We start from the raw sequence: 15,493 nt of genomic DNA, 5'->3' as shown, positions 1-15,493 counted from the left end.
ACCACCCCCGCCGGCACCGCCCCGGAGGGCGACCGACGCGCGACACCGGACGCCCGCCGCGCGACGCCGGACGCCGCGGGCCTGCGCGTCGCCGTCGTGGGCGCCACCGGCAATGCGGGGACCGCCCTGCTGCGCGCACTCGCCGCCGCGCCCGGGGTGGCCTCGGTGCTCGGCATCGCCCGCCGCATGCCCGATCAGACGGTCGAGCCCTATGCGTCGTGCGAGTGGACGTCGATCGACATCGCCGCGGCGTCGTCGGAGCAGGCGGCCGCCGACGCGCTGCGCGAGGCCTTCGCGGGTGTCGACACGGTCGTGCACCTCGCCTGGCTGATCCAGCCGATCGCGGAGCGGGAGCTGCTGCGCCGTGTCAACGTCGAGGGGACGCGGCGCGTGCTCCGCGCTGCGGCCGACGCCGGTGTCGGGCACGTCGTCATCGCATCCTCCGTGGGGGTGTACGCGGCCGATCCGTCTCGGGCACTGCGCTCGGAGGACTGGGAGCGCGGCGGCATCGAATCGTCGCAGTACAGCGTCGACAAGGTGGCGCAGGAGAAGGTGCTCGACGATTTCGCGAGCGCGCACCCCGACATCGTCGTGACGCGCATGCGCCCGGCGCTCATCTTCCAGGGCGACGCGGCGTCGTCCATTCAGCGGTACTTCCTCGGCAGCGCGGTGCCGGTGCAGGCGCTCGGCCGCGCGAAGCCGCCGGCCCTCCCGCTGCCGAAGGGGCTCCGCGGTGTGCAGGCCGTGCACTCCGAAGATGCCGCCGCCGCGTTCGCCGCGGCCGTGGTGCAGCGCGCGCCGGGCGCCTTCAACATCTGCGCCGACGACGTGCTCGGGGCGCAGCAGCTCGCCGACATCATCGACCACGGCCGCTACTTCGAACTCCCCACCGCGGTCGTCAGAGGATTCGTGACCGCCGCGCACCGTGCGGGCATCGTGTCGGTGGACGCCGGGTGGTTCGACCTCGGTCTCGGAGCGCCGCACATGGACAATTCGCGCGCCAAGCGCGAGCTCGGGTGGGAGCCGCGGCACTCGGCGGAGAGCGCGCTGCGCGAACTGCTGCAGGGCATGATCGACGGCCGTGGGACTGGGTCGCTGCCCCTGCGCGCCCGGGACGTCGACGACGCGCGCCTGTCGTCGCTCGACGGTCGGGTCGGAGAGGGAGCCGAAGCCGCTACGGAGGCGAGCGGTCCGTCTGCGACCGCGAAGAGCCCGCTGGGTGAGCGAGCGGACGGCGCGGGCGAACTCGACTGGGAGCTGTTCGGCCTCTACCTCTCCGACCACCTCACCGGAGCGACGGCCGGCGCCGAGCGCATGGAGCGGATGTCGGCCGCTTACATCGACACCCCAGTGTACGCCGGCCTCTCGGAGCTCGCCGAGGAGCTGCGCCTCGAACGCGCGTTCCTCGCGCACCTCATCGACGATCTCGAGGTGCGCCGCCGGTTCACCCGACAAGCCGCCGCATGGGTGGGTGAGCGCGTCGGCCGCCTGAAGCTCAACGGACGCACGTTCACGCGCTCGCCGCTCTCGCTCATTCTCGAGCTCGAACTGCTGCGCAGCGCCGTCATCGGGAAGCTCGGGCTCTGGCAGGTGCTCAGCGAGCACGCGCCGGATCTCGACCTCGACGCCTCGGTGTTCGACGAGCTGGGCGAGCGCGCGCTGGCGCAGGCGGAGATGCTGGGGGCGGCCCACGCCTTCGCGCGCAGCCGCGCCTTCCGAGAGGATCGCGATGTGTTCGGCGAGGACAACGACGTGGTGGCCGCGGTGCCGTCGGGCGCGGAGCCGCTCGGCGCGGACGCCGAGGCGGGTACGGAAGACGTGGACGGGACTCCGTCGATCCCCGCCGACCCGGATGCCGCGGAGGAGACCGCGACCCCGCAGGCGCCCGTGGGGACCACCGCGGACGCAGCCGGTCCGGACAGCCGTCGTCGGCGCGGGGACCACGACGACGCGCTCGCCGACGAGTGGGGCGAGGAGTCGTTCCCGGGGAGCGATCCGCCCGCGAACTACTGAGGCGGGCGGGACCTCCCGGATCGCCTACGCGCCACTGCTGCGCGCGGACTCCTGCGCCGCCCGCGTGAAGGTGAGGTGGGTGACGCCGCTCGGCGTCGTCTCGGCGGCGACCGCGTAATCGCGTTCCCACCCCTCCAGGCCGTGCCAGAGGTGGGACCCCCGGCCGAGCAGGATCGGCACGACGACGACGTGGAGCAGGTCGACGAGCCCCTCGGCCAGGAAGCGCCGCACCGTCGAGGGGCCGCCGCCGATGCGCACGTCGAGGCCCTGAGCCGCGTCGAACGCGCGCGCCAGGGCCTCGCGCGGCGGTGCGGCGAGGAAGTGGAACGTCGTGTCCCCCACGCTCAGGTCGCCGCGAGGCGAACCCGTCAGCACGAAGACGGGCGAGTGGAACGGCGGCTCCTCGCCCCACCAGCCCCGCCAAGCGGGGTCGCGCTGCCACCCGGGAGGACCGAACTTCCCGGCCCCCATGATCTCGGCGCCGACGCCCTCGAATGAGCGACGCGCGTACCGGTCGTCCGCCTCGGCGGCGGGATCGACCGGCACCCGCTCGCGGGCGCCCGTCTGCGCCTGGAACGTCGGCGTCGGGAGGAACCAGTCCATCAGGCGCGTGCCCGCATGGCCGAAGGGCGCATCGCGCGAGGGGTGCGCGCCCGAGCCGAACCCGTCGAGCGAGACCGCGAGGTTGTGCACGCGTGCGATCGACATGGGGGCTCCTCCCGCCGGGTGCGAGCCAGTCTAGGCGCGAGCCGCCGCCGAGTCTGCCGACGAGGCGTCACGCGCGGCCTGCGCTCCGCGCACGCGCGAGCGCATGCCGGCCTCGTCGTCGAGCCAGTTCGAGCTCTTGTTCTTCAGCACGAAGATGTAGACGAGCAGCGACACGGCGATGACGGCGGTGACGTACACGATGAACCAGGTGACCCGATCCGCCTCGCCCGCCGCCTGATACAGGAGCGGCGCCGTGCCGCCGAACGCCGAGTTCGCGAGCGCGTAGCCGAAGCCGACGCCCAGTGCGCGGATGTGCGTGGGGAACAGCTCGGCCTTCACCACGGCGTTGATGGACGTATAGCCGGTGAGGATCACGAAGCCGACCACGAGGATCGCGAAGGCGATGAACGGGTTCTGCTGCTGCGGCAGCTGCGTGAGGAGCACCCAGGTGTACAGCACGCCGCCCACGCCGAAGAACACGAGCAGCGACTTGCGGCCGACCCGGTCGGAGATCCACCCGCCGAGCGGCTGGAGCAGCATCAGAATCGTCAGCGCGATCAGGTTGATGACCGTGCTCGCCACGACGTCGCTGCCGGCGAACGCACCCTTCACGATCGACGGGCCGGTCACGGAGTACGTGTAGAACGCGACGGTGCCGCCGGCGGTGACCAGGAAGCAGGTGAGGAGCGGGCGCCACTGGTGCACGAGCAGCTCGCGCATCGATCCCGACTCGCGGGACTCGCCCGACCGCACGGCCTGCAGGGTCGCCGTCTCCAGCGTCTCGTCCATGGTGCGCCGCAGCCAGATCACCACGAGCGCACCGGCTCCGCCGATGAGGAAGGCGACGCGCCAGCCCCACGACGCGATGGCCTCCTGCGGCAGGGTGAGCACCATGATCAGCAGCGTCGTCTGCGCGAGCACGTGGCCGCCCACGAGGGTGACGTAGTGGAACGACGAGAGGAACCCGCGATGACCCGACACGGCGGTCTCCGACATGTAGGTCGCGCTCGTGCCGTACTCGCCACCGGTCGCGAAGCCCTGCAGCAGGCGCGCGAACACGAGGATCACCACAGCGCCGACGCCGATGGTCTCCGCCGTGGGCGAGAGCGCGATGAGCATCGAGCAGGCCGCCATGAGCGACACCGAGATGGTGAGCGACAGGCGCCGGCCGTGGCGATCGGCGAACCGTCCGAAGAACCACGAGCCGATCGGTCGCATGAGGAACGTGACCGCGAAGATCGCCCAGATGTAGATCGACGAGTTCTCCTCGTCGGAGGCGAAGAACTGCGATTCGAAGTAGGTGGCGAACACCGAGTAGACGTAGACGTCGTACCACTCGACGAGGTTGCCCGCCGAGCCCTTCAGTGTGTTCGAGACCGACCGGCGCAGGGTCGGCGAGGTCGCCGTCGACGTTGACATTGACAGTCCAATCATCAGGGGTGTGAGCTGACGCGGCTCGGCTGAGCAGCAGACCCATTCTGCGAGCCCCTGCGGGGCGACGGGCGAAACTCTTAACACTGCCTTAACACTCGGGATACACGGGGGCAACGGCATACTGGAAGGCATGCGTGTGCTGGTGACCGAAGACGATGCGTCGGTCTCCGCAGCCCTCGCGGGCGCACTCGCCCGCGCCGGGCACAGCTGCGACCGCGTGACGAGCGGCGGCGCGATGCTGCAGCAGCACCGGAGCGCCGACATCGTGCTGCTCGACCTCGGCCTCGACGACATGGACGGGCTCACCGCGCTCGAGCAGCTGCGCGCCGTGAGCGAGATCCCCGTGATCGTGGTCACCGCCCGCGGCGACGAGCGGTCGACGGTGCAGGCGCTGCGGCTCGGCGCCGACGACTACCTCGTGAAGCCCGTGCGCCTGCACGAGCTGCTCGCCCGGCTCACCGCCGTCGCGCGCCGATACGCCGGCATCGCCACCGGCCGCATCGAGCTCGGCGAGATCGTCGTCGACGAGACCGAGCGACAGGTGCTGCATCGGGGTGCCGCCATCGCGCTCACGCCGACCGAGTGCGCGCTGCTCGCGGTGCTGGCGCGGCACGCGGGCGCGGTGGTCGGCCGCCAGCAGCTGCTCGACGCCGTGTGGGGCGACGCCTACTCGGCGACCTCCCGAGCATTCGACGTGCACCTCGCCGGGCTGCGTCAGAAGCTGCCGATGCTGCGCATCACCACCATCCGGGGCCGCGGCTTCCGCCTCGAGAGGCCCTGATGCGGTTCCGCGTGCTGCTCCCCCTCTTCGTCTTCGGCGTGCTCGCCGTCACCGCGATCCTCATCCCCGTCGGCGCCGCCATCGCGGAATCGCGCACGCAGGAGCTCCAGCTGCAGCGCGGCGCGGCCCTGCAGCAGATCGCGCAGCGGGCATCCGCCGCGCTGGCGGTCGACGACCCCGGTGAGCTGGATCGCTACCTGCACCGGTTCTCCGAGACGTTCGGCGAGGCCGTCGTCGTCGTGGACGGGGCGGGGGCGCGGCTCACCGGATCGGGCGGCCCCGTCGACGGCGCGGCGATCACCCCCGTGGTCTCGGATGCGCTGCGCGGCGTGCCGCCGCCGGACCTCGACATCGTGACGCCATGGAGCGAGCCGAACGCCGTCATCGCGGCACCCGTCACCCTCGACGGCCGCACCCCCGAGGGAGCTGTGGCCCTGCAGGTCGACCAGCGGGCGGCGCAGCGCGACATCGCGGCGGGGTGGGCGACCATCGTCTCCGTCGGAGCGGCGCTGCTCTTCGCGGTGCTGCTCGCCTCCGTCCTCTGGACGCGGTGGGTGCTGCGCCCCGTCTCGGCTCTCGACGCCGCCGCGAACGCCCTCGCCGAGAATCGGGCGTACGCGCTCGACGCCGACGCCGGGCCGCCCGAACTGCGGCGCCTCTCCCGATCCTTCGCGCGCATGGCGCGCAGCGTCGAACTGGCGCTCGACCAGCAGCACGGACTGGTGGCCGACGCCTCGCACCAGCTGCGGAACCCGCTCGCCGCCATCCGCCTGCGCATCGACGGGCTCCCGCGCGACCTCGACGCGGAAGTCGACGGGCAGGACGCGGAGATCGCTGCGATCGAGCGCGACCTGGATCGCCTGGAGCACACCGTCGCGCGAATGCTCGCGCTCGCGAACGCCGAGCACCGCGCGACGGCCGCCGCGAGCGGCCATGGCGCCGCCGCCAGCGAGGCCTCGCCCCCGGCGAGCGACGACCGTCACGTCTCCGTCTCCGCCGCCCGACTCATCGCCCCCCACCTCGCGCGCCTCGCCGACGCCGGGATCGCGGTCATCGCCGACGAGCAGCCGCGCAGCCTGCGATTCCGCAGGCACGACCTCGAAGAGGTGGTCGAACTCCTCGCCGACAACGTCGCGAAGTACGCTCCGGGTTCGGCCTTCCGCATCGAGCTGTCTCCGCACTCCGCGGGCGGGACGGGGCGCGCGGGAGAGCCCGGCGGCACGGGCGGCGCCACCGCGCTCGTCATGAGCGACTCGGGCCCGGGGCTCGCGACGACGGAGATCGCACTGGCCGGCAGGCGGTTCTGGCGCGCACCCGCGCACGCGCAGCTGCCGGGGAGCGGGCTGGGGCTCGCGATCGTCGAGCAGCTCGCCCGAGCCAACGACGCCGAGGTCGTCATCGATCGCGCCCCCGCCGGGGGCCTGCGCATCACCATCATCGCGAGGGCCGCGTGATGGGGGCGAAGAGGGCCGGGTTCGGCGTGTTCGGTGCGCCGACCGGCTCCGGCGGGTCCGGTGCGCCGACCGGCCCCGGCGGGTCCGGTGCGCCGACCGGCTCCGGCGGGCTGGCCGGTGCAACCGGGACGGGGCGCGGAGCGCGCGTCTCGCGCCGTGGCCTGCTGCTCGGCGGCGCCTCGATGTGGGCGCTGGCGCTCGCCGGCTGCGCGCCCGAGCGCACCCGGGCGCTCGCCCTGGCCTGCGGAGAACCGGGCGGCGCATACCTGCAGTTCGGCGAGCTGCTGGCCGACGCGCTCGCGGCGCGGGCGGGAACCTCGCTCGACCTGCGCGTCACCCACGGCAGCGCGGAGAACCTCGAGATGCTCGCGAACGGTGACGTCGATCTGGGGCTCTCACTGGCGGACACCGCGAACGAGAGCGCCGAGCCGCATGACCTCGCCGCGATCGGCCGCGTCTATCAGAACTATCTGCAGTGCCTGGTGCTCGCGACGAGCGACATCGCATCGTTCGCGGACCTCGCGGGGCGGCGGGTCTCGATCGGCGCTCCCGGGTCGGGAAGCTCGCGCACCACGAGGCGACTGCTGGAGGCGGCTCTGCCCGCTGCGGGCGTCGGCGCACCGCAGGCGACCGAGCTCGAGCTCGCAGCTGCGCTGCGAGCGCTCTCGGAGGGCGGCATCGACGCGCTCTTCTGGTCGGGGGGCATTCCCACCCCCGAGATCACCGCGGCCGCGAGCGCGCACCCCCTGCGGGTGCTCGACCTCGGCGAGGCGGTGGCGCCGCTCCGGGCGGCGCACCCGAGGGAGTACCTCGACGCGCGCATCCCGGCAGGGGTGTACGGCACGACGCGCTCCACCGCCACCGTCGGCATCTCGAACCTGCTGATGTGCCGCGCCGATCTGGCGCGCGACGCGGCGCGCGCGCTCGTCGACGTGCTCGTCGTCGACGCCACTCGACTCGTTCCGTCCGGATCGGTCGGGCTCCAGTACCTCGCCCTCGACACCCTGATCGACACGGGCGATGTGCCGCTGCACCCGGCTGCGATGGAGCGCTACCGCGAGCGCTACCGCTGAGCGACGAACGCTCCCGCTGAGCCGTGAGCGCTACGGCTGAGCTGGAGCGGCGGCGGGAGCGGCGGTGGCGGGAGCGGCGGTGGCGGGAGCGGCAACAGGGCCGATCAGCGGTCGTCGAGCGCCGTGCCCCTGCGGTCGACGAGCCCCCACGCGGCGCCGGCCGCCACGATGAAGAAGACCGCGAACACGGAGAATGTGAGGCCCGGCCCGCCCGCCGCGAGCAGCACCGGAACGAGCAGGGGCGCGACGATCGACGCGATGCGCCCGACGCCCGCGGCCCATCCCGCCCCGGTGGCGCGCGACGAGGTCGGGTAGATCTCGGGCGTCACCGCGTACAGCGCGCCCCAGGCTCCGAGGTTGAAGAACGAGAGCGCCATGCCCGACGCGATGATCGCGGCCTCCGTGTGCACGGTGCCGAACACGATCGCCGAGATCGCAGATCCGACGAGGAACACCGAGAGAGTCAGGCGGCGCCCCCAGACCTCGATCAGCCAGGCGGCGACCGCGTACCCGGGCAGCTGCGCGAGCGTGATCACCAGTGTGAAGCCGAACGAGCGCACCAGGCTGAACCCGGCGTCGACGAGAATGCTCGGAATCCAGATGAACGCCCCGTAGTAGGCGAAGTTCACGCAGAACCAGACCACCCAGATGGAGAGGGTGCGGCCACGGAACTCGGCCGACCAGAGCGCTGCGAGCCGGCCGCCTGTCGACACGGCGACCGGCGCAGCGGGCGCATCGGGCGCAGCGGGCGCAGCAGGCGCAGCGGTCCGCGCGGCAGCGCCGTCGGCCGGAGCGGAAGCCGCGCCGGGCGCTGGGGCCGAAGCAGGGGCAGCGCCCGGCGCCCGCCGCGATCCCGCCGCCGCCTCGAACGATGCGACGATCGCCTCCGCCTGCTCCGTGCGCCCGCGGCCTGCGAGCCAGCGCGGCGACTCGGGCAGCCCCCAGCGCACGACGAGCGCGTACACGGCCGGAATGGCGCCGAGTGCGAAGGCCCACCGCCAGCCGTGCTCGGAGGCGGGAACCACGAAGTACCCGATGACGGCCGCAGCGGTCCAGCCCACCGCCCAGAACGCTTCGAGGATCACGATGAGGCGGCCGCGCATGCGCGCCGGCGCGAATTCGCTCACGTACGTCGACGCGACGGGCAGCTCGGCCCCGAGGCCGAGCCCGACGAAGAACCGCAGCACGAGCAGCAGGCCGACGCCGCCCACGAGGGCGCTCGCGCCGGTGGCGACGCCGTAGACGAGGAGGGTCACCGCGAACACCTGCCGCCTGCCGAACCGGTCGGCGAGCAGTCCGCCGAGGCTCGCGCCGACCGCCATGCCCGCGAACCCGATCGACGCGATCAGCCCGCTCTGGCCCTTGTCGATGCCCCATTGCTGGGCCAGCGCCGCGATGATGAACGAGATCAGGCCGACATCCATCGCATCGAGGGCCCAGCCGATGCCGGAGCCGCCGAGCACCCTGCCGTGCTTGCGCGTGAAGGGGAGCGCATCGAGTCGCTGCGCGAGCGAGCGCCGCTCGACCGTCGAAGTTCCGTTCATGGGATCATCGTAGGGGCAATGAGGGGCGCACGGCGGCGTGCGACGTCGTGCGGCGGCGCGGGGCGTCGTGCGGCGTTGTGCGACGTTGTGCGACGTTGTGCGGCGGCTTCCGTCAGGGATGCGGCTTCCGTCAGGGATGCGGCTTCCGTGAGGGCGGCGGCCCGTGAAGCGTCTCACCGAAGTCGAATCGCTCACCGAGGACCAGCCGCGCGCCTCAGCACTCGATGACGTTGACGGCGAGCCCGCCCATCGAGGTCTCCTTGTACTTGTCGCTCATGTCGCGCCCGGTCTCCCGCATCGTCGCGATGACCTGGTCCAGGCTGACGTGGTGGTCGCCGTCGCCCATCAGTGCCATCTTCGCGGCGTTCACCGCTTTCGAAGCGGCGATCGCGTTGCGCTCGATGCAGGGGATCTGCACGAGCCCCCCGATGGGGTCGCACGTGAGTCCGAGATTGTGCTCCATCGCGATCTCCGCGGCGTTCTCGACCTGCTCGGGCGTTCCTCCGAGCACCTGCGCGAGCCCGGCGGCGGCCATCGACGAGGCCGACCCGACCTCGCCCTGGCACCCGACCTCGGCACCCGAGATCGATGCCTGCTCCTTGTAGAGCACGCCGATCGCGCCGGCGGCGAGCAGGAAGTCGGCAACCGCGCGCTTCCGCTCCTCCCCCGCCCACGTCGGTGCGCCCGGCGCGTAGTGCGTGGCGTAGAAGAGCACGGCGGGGATGATGCCCGCGGCGCCGTTCGTCGGCGCCGTCACCACGCGCCCGCCGGTCGCGTTCTCCTCGTTGACGGCGAGCGCGACGAGGTTGATCCACTCCTGCCAGTACACCGGATCTCGATCCGGGTCGCGCTGCGAGAGCCGGCGATGCCACTCGGGGGCGCGACGGCGCACGTCGAGGCCGCCCGGGAGCACGCCGGTGCGCGTGAGCGCGGCGTTCTTGCAGGCCTCCATGACCTCCCAGATGTGCGCGAGCCCCTCCGATATCTCGGTTTCGGTGCGCTGCGCCCGCTCGTTGGCGTGCATCACCTCGGCGATCGTAAGCCGGTTGCCGCGGGCATGAGCCAGCAGCTCCGCCGCCGTGGTGAACGGGTACGGCTGCTCGGCGGAGCGCTGCGAGCGGCGATCGTGCACCGCTTCCTCCCCGCCCTCGCGCACCACGAAGCCGCCGCCGACCGAGAAGTACGTCTCGTCGGCGATCGCGCCGCCTGCGTCGTCCGCGACGGCGAAGCGCATGCCGTTCGTGTGCCGCGGCAGCAGCGTGAGCGGGTGCAGCACGATGTCGCTCACGGCGAAGCGCAGGATCGCGGCGGGCCCGCCCAGCTGCTCCCCCATGCGCAGCTCGCCGGTGCGCTCGAGGCGCTCCATCGCCGCGTCGACCTGTTCGGGCAGCACGGTCTCCGGGTCAAATCCCTCGAGTCCGAGGAGCACCGCGGCGAAGGTGCCGTGGCCGCGCCCCGTTGCGGCCAGCGAGCCGTACAGGTCGACGCGGAGCGACGACACCGCTGCGAGGCCGCCGCCCGCGGCGGTGCCGCGGGCGGCATTGATTCCCGTGGGCGCGGCAGCTCCCGCGCCCGCAGCGTCTACCGCATCGGCGTCGCCCCGGGCGACGCGCGCCGCGAACTCGCGGGCGGCGCGCATCGGCCCCACCGTGTGCGAGCTCGACGGGCCGATGCCCACCGTGAAGAGGTCGAACACGCTGACGGGCATGACGGTGCGCCGATCGCGCCTAGGCGGAGACCTGCGCGTCGTTGTCGGACGCGTACTGGTCGGCGTCGAGCAGCGGACCTTCCTCGGTCACGGCGACCTTGAACAGCCAGGCGGCCCCGTAGGGGTCGGCGTTGAGCTGCGCCGGGTCGGCGACGACCGCGTCGTTCACCTCGACGACCTCGCCGGCCACCGGGGAGAAGATCTCGGAGACCGACTTGGTCGATTCGACCTCGCCGACGACGGCGCCGACTTCGATGGCGGCGCCGACCTCGGGCAGGTCGACGTACACGATCTCGCCCAGCGCGTCGGCCGCCACCTCTGAGATGCCGACGACGGCGGGGCTGTCGCTCGTGACCCACTCGTGCTCTGCGGAGTACCGGAGACCGGCCTTGACGTTGCTCATGGTGCGTGTTTCCTATCTGGTGTGTGGCGGTGGTGGGAGTGCGGTGCCGAGGCGCCGGTGCGCTACCGTGCGCGGCGGTAGAACGGCGGTGCGACGACGGTGAAGGGCTCTGCCCGCCCGCGCAGGTCGACGTCGACCCGCGTTCCGGGAGCGGCGTGCTGCGGCGAGACGTACGCGAGGGCGATGGGGTGCCCGAGCGTCGGGCTCGGCTGCCCGCTGGTGACGCGGCCGATCGGCTCCCCGTCGACGAGCACGGCGTAGCCGGCGCGGGCGGCGCGCCGCCCCTCGCCGCGGAGGCCGACGAGCACGGTCTCGGGCTCGGCGTCGCGGCGGGCCTCGAGCGCCCGGCGCCCGACGAACGTCTCCGGCTTCGCGAACGAGACGATCGGCCCGAGCCCCGCCTCGAACGGGGTGATGTCGCGGCTCAGCTCGTTGCCGTACAGGGGCATGCCGGCTTCGAGGCGCAGCGAGTCGCGCGCCGCGAGCCCGGCGGCGACCAGTCCGTGCGGCTCTCCCGCGGCGAGCAGCGCGCGCCACAGCTCCGGCGCTTCGGCGTTCGGCAGGTACAGCTCGAAGCCGTCCTCCCCCGTGTACCCGGTGCGCGCGAGCAGCACCGGGTGGCCCGCGACCGTCGCCTGCTCCGCGGCGTAGTACTTCATGCCGGTCACGAGCTCGTGCTGCTCCTCGGGAACGACCTCGAGCAGGATCGCCACGGCCTTCGGCCCCTGCACCGCGATCAGGCTGAGCTGCTCCGACTGGTCGTCGATCTCGACGTCGAATCCGGCGGCGCGCTCGGCGAAGGCCGCCGCGACGACGCCCGCGTTGCCGGCGTTCGGCACGACGAGGTAGACGTCGTCGGCGAGGCGGTAGCTGATGAGGTCGTCGATGATCCCGCCGTCCTCGTCGCAGATCAGCGAGTACTTCGCCCGTCCCACGGCGATCGCGCCGAGGTTGCCGACGAGCGCGGTGTTCAGGAACGCGGCGGCATCGGGCCCCGAGACCCGGATCTCCCCCATGTGCGAGAGGTCGAACAGGCCGGCGGCGCCGCGCACGGCCCGGTGCTCGGCGAGTTCGGATCCGTAGCGCAGCGGCATGTCCCAGCCGCCGAAATCGGTGAATGCGGCGCCCAACGCGGCGTGCTCGGCGTGCAGTGCGGTCTGCTTCGGTGTGCTCATCGTGCTCGTCCTCAGTTCTCGAAGGCTTCGGGGGCGGGGCAGGCGCAGATCAGGTTGCGGTCGCCGTAGGCGCCGTCGATGCGGCCGACGGGCGGGAAGTACTTGTCGGCCCGCAGACGCTCGACGGGGTACGCGCCCTGCTCCCGGCTGTAGGGGCGGGTCCACTCGCCCGAGATCAGGCTCTCGGCGGTGTGCGGCGCGAGTCGCAGCGGGGAGTCCTCGACCGCGATCTCCCCGGAGATCACCGCGTCGATCTCGCCCCGGATCGTCGCCATCGCCTCGATGAAGCGGTCGATCTCGGCGAGATCCTCCGACTCGGTCGGTTCGACCATGAGCGTGCCGGCGACGGGGAAGGCGAGCGTCGGGGCGTGGAAGCCGAAGTCGATGAGCCGCTTCGCCACGTCCTCCGCGGTCACGCCCGATTTCGCGGTGAGCGCCCGGAGGTCGAGGATGCACTCGTGCGCGACGAGCCCCGTCGCTCCGGTGAAGAGCACCGGGAAGTGCCGCGTCAGCCGGGAGGCGATGTAGTTCGCGCTGAGGAGCGCCGTCTTCGTCGCTCGGGTCAGGCCGTCGGCGCCCATCATCGCGATGTACGCGTACGAGATGGGCAGCACCCCGGCGGAGCCGAAGAGGGTGGAGACGACGGGTACGCCGCCGCTCACCGTGTAGGCGCCCGTGGGGTCGTCGGGTACGAACGGCAGCAGGTGCTCGGCGACGCCGATCGGCCCGACGCCCGGGCCGCCGCCGCCGTGGGGGATCGCGAAGGTCTTGTGCAGGTTGAGGTGCGAGACGTCGCCCCCGAAGCGGCCCGGCTGCGCGAGGCCGACGAGCGCGTTCATGTTCGCGCCGTCGATGTAGACCTGCCCGCCAGCCTCGTGCACGCGGTCGCACACCTCGCGCACGTCGTCGTCGTAGACGCCGTAGGTCGAGGGGTAGGTGATCATGATGGCGGCGAGCTCGTCGCGGTGGGCGTCGATCTTGGCCGAGAGATCGGCGAGGTCGATGTGCCCGGTGTCGGTGTTCCGCACGACCACGACCCGCATGCCCGCGAGCACGGCGGAGGCCGCGTTGGTGCCGTGCGCCGATGCGGGGATCAGGCAGACCGTGCGCTGGTCGTCGCCCCGGGAGCGGTGGTAGCCGCGGATCGCGAGCAGGCCGGCGTACTCGCCCTGCGCGCCGGAGTTCGGCTGCAGCGAGATGCCCGCGTAGCCCGTGATCTCGACGAGCCGGCCTTCGAGGTCCGCGATGAGCTCACGCCACCCGGCGGTCTGGTGCTCGGGCGCGTACGGATGGATGCCGGCGAACTCCGGCCACGAGATCGCCTCCATCTCGGCGGTGGAGTTGAGCTTCATGGTGCACGAGCCGAGCGGGATCATGGTGCGGTCGAGCGCCAGATCGCGGTCGGCGAGCCGCCGCAGGTAGCGGAGCATCTGGGTCTCGGAGGTGACCGAGGTGAACACCGGATGCGTGAGGAAGTCGCTCGAGCGCGCCAGGGCGGCGTCGAAGCCGAAGCCCGCATCGCCGAAGTCGTCGCCGGAGCCGTCGCCGGAGCGTGCTTCGGGCGCGACGAGCGGCGCGCCGAACGCCTCGACGACGGCGGAGACGTGCGCCGCCGTGGTCGTCTCGTCCGTCGAGACGCTCACGGTGTCGGCGTCGACGCGGCGCAGGTTGATGCCGCGCTCCGCTGCGGCCGCGATGACCTCGTCGGCGCGGCCCGGCACGCTCGCCCGCACCGTGTCGAAGAAGGAGTCCGCGGCGAGCGCGATATCGGCCGCGCGCAGTGATGCGGCGATCGTGCGGGCGTGGCCGTGGGCGCGCGCCGCGATCGCGGTCAGGCCGTCGGCCCCGTGGTAGACGGCGTACATCGACGCGGTGATGGCGAGGAGCGCCTGGGCCGTGCAGATGTTGCTCGTGGCCTTCTCGCGGCGGATGTGCTGCTCGCGCGTCTGCAGGGCGAGCCGGTAGGCGGCGCGGCCCGCCGCGTCCTTCGAGACGCCGACGAGGCGGCCCGGCAGCGCGCGCTCGAGCCCCGACCGCACGGCGAGGTACGCGGCGTGCGGCCCGCCGAAGAAGAGCGGCACCCCGAATCGCTGGGTGCTCCCGACCGCGACGTCGGCGCCCTGCTCGCCGGGCGGCACGATGAGGGTGAGCGAGAGCAGGTCGGCGATCACCGTGACCATCGCCCCCCGCTCCTTCGCGGCGGCGATGGTCGCGGCGTGGTCGACGACCGATCCGTCGTCGCCCGGCTGCTGCAGCACGATGCCGAAGATCTCGCCCTCCGGCACCCCCTGGGAGAGGTCGGCGACCTCGACCTCGAAGTCGAGCGCCTCGGCGCGGCCGCGGATCACGGCGATGGTCTGCGGGTAGAGGTTCGCGTCGATCACCGCGCGCGCCGACGCGGGGGCGCGGTTCGCGCGCCGCATCAGCAGCACCGCCTCCGCCGCCGCCGACGACTCGTCGAGCATCGAGGCGTTCGCGATCTCGAGGGCGGTGAGGTCGGCCACCATGGTCTGGAAGTTGAGCAGTGCCTCGAGGCGGCCCTGGGAGATCTCGGGCTGGTAGGGGGTGTACGCCGTGTACCAGGCGGGGCTCTCGAGCACGTTGCGACGGATCACGGGCGGCGTGTGGGTGTCGAAGAAGCCCTGGCCGATCATCTGCGTCTGCACGACGTTCTTCGCGGCGAGCGCGCGAAGGTCGGCGAGGATCTCCTCCTCGCTGCGGCCGGGCGGCAGATCGAGGGGCTCCGGCTTGCGGATGGCGGCGGGCACCGCGTCGTCGACGAGCGCGTCGAGCGAGTCGTACCCGAGCTCGGCGAGCATCGCCTCGACGTGCGCCGGGTCGGTGACCCCGATGTGTCGGTCCGGGAAGGTGCGGGGAGCGGGAAGGGCTGTCACGAGGATCTCCGAGGGCTGTCGCGCGCGGACGCGCGGATGTACTGGGATCCTCCCCGCTCTGTAGGGAACCTGAGAGATTCGGTCGCCGCGAACGCGGGTCCCTTGCACCGTCGGTGAGCGGACGGGGGTCCGCTGCTTTCCAGAGTCGCCGTGCTGAGGCGGTACGGGGGCCTGAGAGATTCCCGGGGAGGGATTGCTCCTACGGCGTCGGGGCTGCATCGTTCGGCCCTGAACTCTCCCGCCACAACTTGATGGCCGGTATTCACGAATGTCTGCTCACTCTAGCATCGCGCCGCGCGCGGCGCG

General features: G+C 72.6%; 11 protein-coding genes and 2 riboswitches. Of the genes, 4 read left to right on the top strand and 7 right to left on the bottom strand.

Annotated elements, in window-relative coordinates; all coding sequences use genetic code 11:
- The coding region (locus NS354_RS04780) for an NAD-dependent epimerase/dehydratase family protein (protein ID WP_345994175.1) at positions 1-2,013 on the top strand (2,013 nt) is incomplete at its 5' end.
- Positions 2,014-2,037: 24 nt separating this feature from the next.
- Here the strand turns inward: NS354_RS04780 and NS354_RS04775 are convergent.
- Together NS354_RS04775 and NS354_RS04770 are read right to left on the bottom strand one after the other, a co-directional pair.
- Positions 2,038-2,721 (bottom strand): dihydrofolate reductase family protein, encoded by a 684-nt coding sequence (locus tag NS354_RS04775; RefSeq protein WP_058593459.1) that lies wholly within the window; start codon positions 2,719-2,721, stop codon positions 2,038-2,040.
- Between the two features lie 30 nt (positions 2,722-2,751).
- Entirely contained in the window at positions 2,752-4,140 is a 1,389-nt protein-coding gene (locus NS354_RS04770) for an MFS transporter (protein ID WP_082677898.1), read from the bottom strand.
- Between the two features lie 145 nt (positions 4,141-4,285).
- On the opposite strand from NS354_RS04770, the gene NS354_RS04765 reads away from it, so the two are divergent.
- The 3 genes from NS354_RS04765 to NS354_RS04755 are packed head-to-tail and all read left to right on the top strand — an operon-like array spanning position 4,286 to position 7,463.
- The gene (locus tag NS354_RS04765) at positions 4,286-4,936 is read left to right on the top strand and encodes a response regulator transcription factor (RefSeq protein ID WP_058593457.1); all 651 of its coding nucleotides are present in this window, start codon (positions 4,286-4,288) and stop codon (positions 4,934-4,936) included.
- Positions 4,936-6,390 carry a sensor histidine kinase gene (locus NS354_RS04760; RefSeq protein WP_058593456.1) on the top strand — a complete coding sequence of 485 codons (1,455 nt, stop codon included), beginning with the start codon at positions 4,936-4,938 and terminating at the stop codon, positions 6,388-6,390. Before NS354_RS04765 ends, NS354_RS04760 begins: the two co-directional genes overlap by 1 nt.
- Positions 6,390-7,463 (top strand): TAXI family TRAP transporter solute-binding subunit, encoded by a 1,074-nt coding sequence (locus NS354_RS04755; RefSeq protein ID WP_058593455.1) that lies wholly within the window; start codon positions 6,390-6,392, stop codon positions 7,461-7,463. The genes NS354_RS04760 and NS354_RS04755 overlap by 1 nt, the downstream gene beginning before the upstream one ends.
- A gap of 104 nt (positions 7,464-7,567) precedes the next feature.
- Here the strand turns inward: NS354_RS04755 and NS354_RS04750 are convergent, their stop codons facing one another.
- The 5 genes from NS354_RS04750 to gcvP all read right to left on the bottom strand — a co-directional run bounded on the left by NS354_RS04750 (position 7,568) and on the right by gcvP (position 15,187).
- Entirely contained in the window at positions 7,568-9,007 is a 1,440-nt protein-coding gene (locus NS354_RS04750; protein ID WP_058593454.1) for an MFS transporter, read from the bottom strand.
- Positions 9,008-9,221: 214 nt separating this feature from the next.
- A complete protein-coding gene (locus NS354_RS04745; protein WP_058593453.1) occupies positions 9,222-10,715 on the bottom strand; it encodes an L-serine ammonia-lyase in 1,494 nt (497 codons plus the stop codon).
- 19 nt (positions 10,716-10,734) lie between these two features.
- A complete protein-coding gene (gene gcvH, locus NS354_RS04740; protein WP_058593452.1) occupies positions 10,735-11,118 on the bottom strand; it encodes a glycine cleavage system protein GcvH in 384 nt (127 codons plus the stop codon).
- A 62-nt stretch (positions 11,119-11,180) separates the two neighbouring features.
- The gene (gcvT, locus tag NS354_RS04735) at positions 11,181-12,293 is read right to left on the bottom strand and encodes a glycine cleavage system aminomethyltransferase GcvT (RefSeq protein WP_058593451.1); all 1,113 of its coding nucleotides are present in this window, start codon (positions 12,291-12,293) and stop codon (positions 11,181-11,183) included.
- A gap of 11 nt (positions 12,294-12,304) precedes the next feature.
- Positions 12,305-15,187, bottom strand: coding sequence for an aminomethyl-transferring glycine dehydrogenase (gcvP, locus tag NS354_RS04730; protein ID WP_058593450.1), 2,883 nt, complete (start codon positions 15,185-15,187; stop codon positions 12,305-12,307).
- A gap of 48 nt (positions 15,188-15,235) precedes the next feature.
- Positions 15,236-15,335, bottom strand: a riboswitch (glycine riboswitch).
- Position 15,336: 1 nt separating this feature from the next.
- A riboswitch (glycine riboswitch) is annotated at positions 15,337-15,438 on the bottom strand.
- Between the last annotated feature and the right edge of the window lie 55 nt (positions 15,439-15,493).

Source organism: Leucobacter chromiiresistens (assembly GCF_001477055.1).
In the GTDB taxonomy this organism is placed as follows: domain Bacteria; phylum Actinomycetota; class Actinomycetes; order Actinomycetales; family Microbacteriaceae; genus Leucobacter; species Leucobacter chromiiresistens_A.
This window is presented reverse-complemented; position numbering and strand designations above follow the sequence as displayed.

Bases quoted from the DNA above. Each gene is read 5' to 3' on its own strand.
- NS354_RS04775 (WP_058593459.1), bottom strand. From the start codon at position 2,721: ATGTCGATCGCACGCGTGCACAACCTCGCGGTCTCGCTCGACGGGTTC.
- NS354_RS04770 (WP_082677898.1), bottom strand. From the start codon at position 4,140: ATGTCAACGTCGACGGCGACCTCGCCGACCCTGCGCCGGTCGGTCTCG.
- NS354_RS04765 (WP_058593457.1), top strand. From the start codon at position 4,286: ATGCGTGTGCTGGTGACCGAAGACGATGCGTCGGTCTCCGCAGCCCTC.
- NS354_RS04760 (WP_058593456.1), top strand. From the start codon at position 4,936: ATGCGGTTCCGCGTGCTGCTCCCCCTCTTCGTCTTCGGCGTGCTCGCC.
- NS354_RS04755 (WP_058593455.1), top strand. From the start codon at position 6,390: ATGGGGGCGAAGAGGGCCGGGTTCGGCGTGTTCGGTGCGCCGACCGGC.
- NS354_RS04750 (WP_058593454.1), bottom strand. From the start codon at position 9,007: ATGAACGGAACTTCGACGGTCGAGCGGCGCTCGCTCGCGCAGCGACTC.
- NS354_RS04745 (WP_058593453.1), bottom strand. From the start codon at position 10,715: ATGCCCGTCAGCGTGTTCGACCTCTTCACGGTGGGCATCGGCCCGTCG.
- gcvH (WP_058593452.1), bottom strand. From the start codon at position 11,118: ATGAGCAACGTCAAGGCCGGTCTCCGGTACTCCGCAGAGCACGAGTGG.
- gcvT (WP_058593451.1), bottom strand. From the start codon at position 12,293: ATGAGCACACCGAAGCAGACCGCACTGCACGCCGAGCACGCCGCGTTG.